The sequence below is a fragment of the Streptomyces vastus genome (assembly GCF_039532825.1).
Lineage (GTDB): Bacteria > Actinomycetota > Actinomycetes > Streptomycetales > Streptomycetaceae > Streptomyces > Streptomyces vastus.
In genome coordinates this window covers 1-7489 of the sequence record NZ_BAAASJ010000013.1, presented here as the reverse complement: position 1 = coordinate 7489, position 7489 = coordinate 1, and the positions used below count along the sequence as shown (strand labels likewise).

4 protein-coding genes and 1 pseudogene are annotated in these 7489 nt (G+C 68.8%); 1 reads left to right on the top strand and 4 read right to left on the bottom strand.

The genetic code is table 11. From position 1 onward, the window contains the following. Nucleotides 1-119: 119 nt before the first annotated feature. The 4 genes and pseudogenes from ABD357_RS04780 to ABD357_RS04765 all read right to left on the bottom strand — a co-directional run bounded on the left by ABD357_RS04780 (nucleotide 120) and on the right by ABD357_RS04765 (nucleotide 3543). Nucleotides 120-647, bottom strand: a complete 528-nt coding sequence (locus ABD357_RS04780; RefSeq protein ID WP_344387688.1) for an NAD(P)/FAD-dependent oxidoreductase — start codon at nucleotides 645-647, stop codon at nucleotides 120-122. Nucleotides 648-738: 91 nt separating this feature from the next. Next, nucleotides 739-894, bottom strand: a pseudogene (locus tag ABD357_RS44990) (FAD-dependent oxidoreductase); the annotation flags it as partial. Between the two features lie 139 nt (nucleotides 895-1033). After that, the gene (locus ABD357_RS04770; RefSeq protein ID WP_344387687.1) at nucleotides 1034-1717 is read right to left on the bottom strand and encodes a haloacid dehalogenase type II; all 684 of its coding nucleotides are present in this window, start codon (nucleotides 1715-1717) and stop codon (nucleotides 1034-1036) included. 608 nt (nucleotides 1718-2325) lie between these two features. Further along, nucleotides 2326-3543 (bottom strand): PucR family transcriptional regulator, encoded by a 1218-nt coding sequence (locus ABD357_RS04765; protein WP_344387686.1) that lies wholly within the window; start codon nucleotides 3541-3543, stop codon nucleotides 2326-2328. Between the two features lie 758 nt (nucleotides 3544-4301). Between ABD357_RS04765 and ABD357_RS04760 the strand changes: the two genes are divergently transcribed. After that, nucleotides 4302-7328: an aminotransferase class III-fold pyridoxal phosphate-dependent enzyme gene (locus ABD357_RS04760; RefSeq protein ID WP_344387685.1), complete on the top strand. Its 3027-nt coding sequence runs from the start codon at nucleotides 4302-4304 to the stop codon at nucleotides 7326-7328. Nucleotides 7329-7489: the final 161 nt, after the last annotated feature.

Sequence of the window (7489 nt, the reverse complement as noted above, 5' to 3'; positions counted from 1 at the left end):
GAACCAAGACCCCAAGCCGTTCATCTGGACCAAGACAGCCGAAGAGATCCTCAACTCCCTCGCCCGCTTCTGCCGACGGATCTCTGGCGCAGGACACTAGTGCCAACTAGCGATTCCGGTCACAGCTGTGGTGTGTGAGAACGGCCGCCACCCGTGGCATGGACCCCGACCGGGTCTACCGGCGGGCGTGCGCGGCCCATGTACGTGGCCATCTGGGCACCGTGGCCGCAGTAACCCATGGAGTAGTACAGGCCGTTGGCCTTGCCCGCGTGCGGAACGCGGTCGTAGGAGAAGCCGACACTGCCGCCCCACACGTAGTCGATCCGCACGTCCGACAACTGCGGGAAGATGTCCGCCAGTTCCTGCTTCAGGACGTCACCGCTCTTGACGTCCGAGGCGGGGTTGGAGGGGGCGAGGCGGGCCCGGCCGCCGAAGGTGAGGCGGTTGTCCGGGGTGCGGACGTAGTGGCCGATGTTCTTGGAGGACATGGCCACGCGGTTGTTGGGGGTGAGCTGCCGGGCCCGCTCCTCGCCCAGTGGCTCGGTGACGATGACGAAGCTGCCGACGTTGATCAGCCGCTTGTGGAACCAGGGCATGGCCTTGTCGGTGTAGGCGTCGGTGGCCGCCATGACCTGCTTGGCGCGGATGGTGCCGTGCAGGGTCTGCGTTTGGCCCGCATGCTCTCGAAGTGCTGCGGCTTGAACAGCGACTCCCAGACGCGCTACGCGGTGGAAGTCGCAGTCGATCTGCTCCTTGACCGTCAGTACACATGCTGCCGTTGCGCCCGGAGGCGCCCGAGCCGACCTTGTCCTTCTCCACGAGGACGACGTGGGCGCCCTTGCGTGCCGCGTGGTAGGCGGTGGACAGGCCGGTGAGGCCGCCGCCGATGACCACCAGGTCCGCCTGATCGGGCAGGGGCTTGCCGGTCCGGTCGGGGAAGCCAGGGGCTGTGTCGAGCCAGTAGGGGATCTGTTTCCTGACGTACGCCCTAGTGTCTTCCTGGTCGTCAGGGGGTGTGTCTCCAGCCCCGGCCTCAGCAGCCGAGCAGGGCCGGCAGGCCGGACAGGTCGGGCAGCTCGTCGAAGGGCTGGTAGTCGGCGCTGCCGCGGGCGCCGTAGCAGCCGTTGTGGCCGTAGCGGTTGATCCACACGCGGCGAGCGAGGCCGAGGTCGCGGGTGGGGATGAGGTCGTACTCCCAGCCCTGGGCGACGTGGATGACCTGGGCGGGGTCGATGTCCATCGTCTGGAAGGCGTACTCGAAGGTCTGCCGGGACGGCTTGTACGCCTTGGCCTGCTGGGCGGTGATGACATGGTCGAACTCGACGCCGATGTTGGCCAGGTTCTGGGCGATGAGGTCGTCGTCCGTGTTGGAGATGATGGCGATCTCGTACCGGGACTTCAGCGCCTGCAGGGCGGCCGGGACCTCGGGGTGAGGGCCGAAGGTGGGCACGGCCGCGACCAGGGCCTCGCCGTCGGACTTCCGGTACTCCAGGCCGTGCAGACGCATCGCTGTCTCCAGGCTGGAAGGCAGCACCTCGTGGAAGGGGCGGTAGGCCTCCAGGACGGCGTGGAACCGCATGATGCGGAAGTCGTCGAGGAACTCGTCGACGTTCAGGCGGTCCAGGTCCAGCCGGTCGGACAGGACCTTCAGCGTGGTGGGGCCGAGCTGGAAGTCGACCAGGGTGCCGTAGGCATCGAAGGTGACGGTCTGACGCATGGTGTTCAACCTCTTTCCGGGCATATTGGACACCCCCGTTCACCGGGAGTCACGATCTCGTCGAGTGCGGCCAGGTCGGCCGCATCGGGGGTCCAGGACGCTGCCGCGGCGTTGGCGGCGACCTGTTTAGGGGGCATGGGGGCTGAGGGGGGTGCCCTAGGGGCCGCCGCTGGAGGACGAGCCCCCGGACAGGGCCGGGGACGGCGAATGCTGATCAGGTAGTCGGCGGCAGCACCATTACTGCTCCGAGTGCGATGAGCCCCTCTCCATCCCGAGGTGATGCGTCAGTGAAGCACCGCGGAGAATCCGGCAACAAGGGACGTGAGGCCGCGAGATCGACCGCGTATTTTGTGCCTGTGCACAATTTCCTGTCAGGGACCCGGGGCGGTTCTCGCCCGAACCGAATGAGTTTCTGAGAGGCACCGCGAGCGGCTCCGGCTCGAACTGCGGCCGCTTCGCGCTGCTGCCCGGCGGCGTGACCGGGCTGTCGGCCGCCAAGGCTGCCGTCCCCATGAAGGGCATGTGGCCTCTGACCGCCACGCTTTGGCTCCAGCTCTCTCGGTCGCGGCCCCCGGCCGGCTGCCACAACCCGTCCAGCAATCGGTGGATCAGGACACCGTCGCCCGGAAGCGGGCGCCCGCGTCCGTCTCCAGCCAAGCCAGGGCGAGGACCAGCCGGGCGGCGTCGTTCGGTCTGGACAGCTTCAGCCCGGTCGCCTCTTCCGCGGCCTGCAGGCGATTGCCCACCGTGTTCCGGTGACGGTAGGTGCGTGCGGCCACCTCAGCGACCGAGCCCAGGTCGAGGTACCAGCGCAGGGTCTCGACGATGCTGTCGCTGTCGCGCAGCTCGAGGAGTGGGCGCAGCACGCCGGTGGCCATCGCACCGGTGAGCTCCTCCTGCGCCGACATGATCGCCCCGACCCAGTGGCCCTCCACGTGCCGCACTCCGGGCTGCGCGGAGCTGCGGATCGCGGCACGTGCGAACCGGATGCCCCGCGCCGTCAGCGCCAGCCCGGGGACTTCGGCGACGCCGCAGCGCCACGGGGCGAACGGCCGGAGCATGGCAAGCAGGGCCTCTTCATCGCACCGTCCGTGACCGATGATGCCGAGGAGCTCGTCACCCATCCATCCGAAGTGACGCAGCAGGCCGCCCCGACGCAGCGCATCGTCGACCTGGGACAGAGCCGGGTCCCCGGTAGGAACGGATTCGACCACGACCACGGTCAGGGCCACGTGCTCGGAGAAGCCCAGCAACGTCGAGGCCTCGGCGACCGTGGAGGGATCCTGCTCCCCTTCCAGGACGAGGCGACTGAAGGCGCGGTTGCGCACCTCCGTACGACGGCTCGCCAGGTCGCGCTCCGTGCGGCGATAGGCGTCGACGACCTCGACGCTGTTGGCTTCCGTCGCCTCCCAGACGCGGATCAACCCGTCGAGAAAGTCGGGATCGGCGCTGATGCCACGTGCTCGCCCCTCCGCGAGCACCGCCTCCCACAAGGTCCTGAGGTCCAGCTGGAAGGAGTGCATCAGAGCGGTCAGGGGAAACGCCTGTTCCGCTCGCTCGCGTCCCACGTCCTCGGTGGCGCGCGACACCGACCGGGGCACCGGACCGCCGGCCAGCCGGGTCAGAGCGAGTTCAAGGGTCCGCCGCATCCCCTCCCGTTTCTGGACCGGATCCCAGTCTGCCGACGCGTAGGCGGCCTCCTCGGCTTCCAACTGTTCGAGAGCACGAGAGGTCAGTTCGTCGAGTCGTTCCTCGAGGAGCCGGCGCGCGATCGCCTGCACGGCGTCGTGGCGGGCCCCACCCTGACGGCGTCCCGGGCCGCTCACGAGGACCACCTCTCCCGGCGACAGCCGTCACCGGACCGATACGGGGCCGTCTCCGGGAAACGCCGCTGACATGCCGGTGGGGCTCCCTGACAGAAATTGTGCACAGGCACAAAATACGGGGTCGATGTCGCGGCCTCGCGTCCCTTGTTGCCGGATTCTCCGCGGTGTTTCACTGACGCATCACCTCGGGCTGGAGAGGGCTCGGGACGCGACCACGCACTTGGAGCAGCTATGGCGCTTCCGTAAGCACCTGATCCCCAGTCCGTCACCTTGAGTAGGCGCTGCTGGGGGCGCCCCGTCCCTCGGGTCAGTCTCAGCCTTCCGCTACAGGGCCCACCAGGAGGCGATGACCAAGGCGGCCGGGCCAACCGGTTCGCCAGGCAGAGCGGGATCGAGATCACCCAGGACTCCACCAGAGACTACGCCGAGCTCAAGGCGAGGGGCGAGGACCAGAGCGTCACCTGGGACGTCATGACCGCCGCCGCGTGAGCTGATGACCGGTCTCGATGAGCGCTCCCCTGTCTTTCGTCGACGTGGTCGAGATCTGCGCAGCCCGTGAAGCGATCGAGACACAGCCGTGGCAGCCCTGCCCGCCTCCGCCCAGGAACCGCATCGATCGGACCGTACGGGAGCTGACTGACAGCGTCGGGCAAAGGTCCGGCACGGGTGGCGGCGGGGGACCGGCCACGACCTGAGCGTCGTGATGCAGGCCCACGGTGAGTGATGAGCGACCTGACGACGAGGGAGAGAACGCACCGATGACCTCAGCGACCACCACCGGCAAGGACGGGACGACCATCCCCGGTCACACCGGCCAACTGCCGGGCTCGCTCCTCGATCACGTACTGCGGCAGTCCTTCGGACTCGAGGGATACGTCCAGCACCCACTGGGAGGGGAGGTCGACCAGAACGTCCGGATCACCGGCGATGACGGCATGCGCTACTTCGTACGGGTCACCCGCGCGGAGCCGGACTCAGCCGACGTCCTCTGGCAGAACTCGCTCCTCCAGCACCTGGCCTCCACCGTTCCCGACCTTCCGGTGCCACGACTGGTCCCGACGCGCGACGGGAAGTGCCTTGCCTGCGTCGTCCACGAGGGCCGCACGCACGTGGTCCGCGTGATGAGCTGGATGGAGGGCCGGGTCCTGGCGGATCTCGACGACCACCCCGCGGCGCTTCTGCGTCAGCTGGGAGAGGCCGCTGGGCGGCTGAGCCTCGGACTCTCCAGCATGGAGCCACCGGTGGGCCTGGAACCGCACGACTGGGACATGTGCCGGGCCGCTGAGATCGTCGAGGCGTCGCTGCACGCTGTACAGGACGCGGACCGGCGGGAGTCGGTGCGCACGATCATGGGCTGGTACGACGATCTCCTGCCGGCGTTGGACCGACTGCCGCGGAGCGTCGTACATCAGGATCTCAATGACGCCAACGTTCTGGCCGACGCTGACGAGGACGGGGTGCTGCGGATCTCGGGCATCGTCGACCTGGGCGACTCGCTCTACAGTGTGCGCGCGGCAGAGGCGGCGATCGCGGCGGGCTACGCCATGGTCCGCAAGGCCGACCCGCTCGCTGCGGCGGCCGAAGTCGTGGCCGGCTTCCACTCGGTGCTTCCCCTCACGGCTGAGGAACTGGCGGCTGTCTATCCGTTGGCGGCCGCCCGGCTGTGCATGAACGCCGTGACGTGGACGCGCCGGGTCGCCGAGAGCGGCACGCCGTACGGGCGGACCCGCGTGCAACACACCTGGCCGGCGATCGCGCAGGTGGCCGAGGCCTGCCCCGACGTCGCCGAGGCGACGTTCCGGGTCGCGTGCGGGCTCCCCCGGACGCCGGAGCAACGGGGTTTGGAAGAGGTCTTGGCAGAGGCGGCCCGAGACGGTGCCCCGCACACACCGGCCCCGCAACTGCTCGACCTGCGACCGGCAAGTGATCTCTACGACGAAGTCGACTGGCACGAAGCGAGGGCGGTGCGCGCGAGCATCGACGACGTCCTCGATGGACGGCGGCGGCGGGGCTACGTGCCCCACCTCAGCGCATCGCTGCTCCTGGGGGGCCGGCGCCGCCCAGGAGCCGACGAGCCCGCGACGGTTCAGGTCGGCGGCTTGCTGCTTGTGGCAGACGCCGAGGAGGTTGCCAGCCCGCTGTCCGGCGTCGTCGAGGCCCGCGGTGGCGCCGGTATGCCGTTGGTCCTGCGACATGCGGTCGAGGGGCTGGAGTTCTGGACGTGCTGGTGGGGACTCGACGACACGCCGCCCGTTGCGGTCAGAGTCCCGGCCGGGGCGCCGTTGGGACGCGCCGGCGCGAGCGATGAGACGGACCCGCTCGGGCCCTGCGTCCAGGTGCAGGTCCACCGCACCGCACGGATGGCCACGTGGCCGCCGCCTCGTGCCGTGCGGCCCTCCGCACGGCAGGTGTGGAGCCACCTGTCACCCGACCCCGCCCGGCTCTTCGGGTTCGCCGAGGCCCCTGCCGAGGTCCCCACCATCGACGACGTCGTCTCAGTGCGCCGTCACCACATCGCTCGCTCCCAGCGCAACTACTACCGCAACCCGATGAACCTTGTGCGTGGGCGGGGCGTGTGGTTCCACGACGAGGACGGCCTGGCCTATCTGGACTCGCTGAACAACGTCACCCACGTCGGCCATGCCGAGCCACGGGTGACGGCCGCCGCCACCCGACAGCTGCGCAAGCTCAACACCAACAGCCGTTTTGTCTACCCGCAGATCGCCAGTTACGTGCAGAAGCTGGTAGCCACGCTGCCCGACCCCCTCGAGGTCGTCTTCCTCGTGTGCACGGGCAGCGAGGCAAACGACCTGGCGCTGCGGATCGCCCGTCAGGTGACAGGACGTCAGCACATCGTCAACATCGACGGCGCGTACCACGGAAACACCGGCGTGGTGACCGGGATCAGCCCGAACCGTTACAAGGGCCCCGGCGGCGCCGGTGCACCAGCGACCACCCACGAGGTCGTCATCCCGGACCGCTACCGCAGCACCTACGGGTACGACGACGCGGACGCCGGAGTCAAGTACGCGCGCGACGCCGCGGCTGTCATCAAGCGGATCGCGGCCGACGGCCGACCCCCAGCCGCCTTCATCACCGAGTCCCTGATGGGATCGGGTGGGAACATCGTGTTCCCCGACGGCTACCTCGATGGCGTGTTCACTGCTGCCAGGCGGGCGGGCGCCCTGTGCATCTCCGACGAGGTCCAGGTCGGCGTCGGACGACTCGGGCCCTGGTGGGGTTTCGAGCTCCAGGGGGTGGTCCCGGACATCGTCACGATGGGCAAGCCGCTCGGGAACGGGCATCCCCTCGCGGCGCTGGTCACGACTCGGGAGATCGCCGACGCGTTCGACACGGGCATGAAGTACTTCAACACCTTCGGCGGCAACCCGGTCTCCTGCGCGATCGGCGAGGCCGTGCTCGACATCGTCGAGCAGGATGGGCTGAGGGAGAACGCCGTGAGCGTGGGCGGGTACTTCGCCCAGTCGCTGCGCGAGCTCCAGCAGCGCCAACCGCTCATCGGTGACGTGCGGGCAGAAGGGCTCTACCTCGGCGTCGAACTGGTCCGTAACCGCACCACCAAAATGCCGGCCACTGAGCAGGCCTTCATGGTCACCGAGCTCATGAAGGAGCGAGGCGTCATCGTCTTCCCCAATGGCGTGCACGACAACGTACTGAAGATCAAACCGCCTATGACCTTCCGCCGCGAGCACGTGGATCTCTACGTCGACGCGCTGGACGAGGTCCTGTCCCTGCCCGAGCTGCGCTCGGCCGTTCAGTCCTGAGACGGGCAACCGTCCACTGAGGCAATGGACGAGAGTGGCCCCCGAGAACGCGAGAAGTGCTTCTGACGCGTAAATAGATGCAGGTCAGGGTGGGCGTGGGCAGGGCTGGGCTGGGTGCCCGGTGGCCGTGGGGTCGCCGGGTGTCCGGAGCTGCCGGTCAG

Bases quoted from the DNA above. Each gene is read 5' to 3' on its own strand.
- ABD357_RS04760 (WP_344387685.1), top strand. From the start codon at position 4,302: ATGACCTCAGCGACCACCACCGGCAAGGACGGGACGACCATCCCCGGT.
- ABD357_RS04770 (WP_344387687.1), bottom strand. From the start codon at position 1,717: ATGCGTCAGACCGTCACCTTCGATGCCTACGGCACCCTGGTCGACTTC.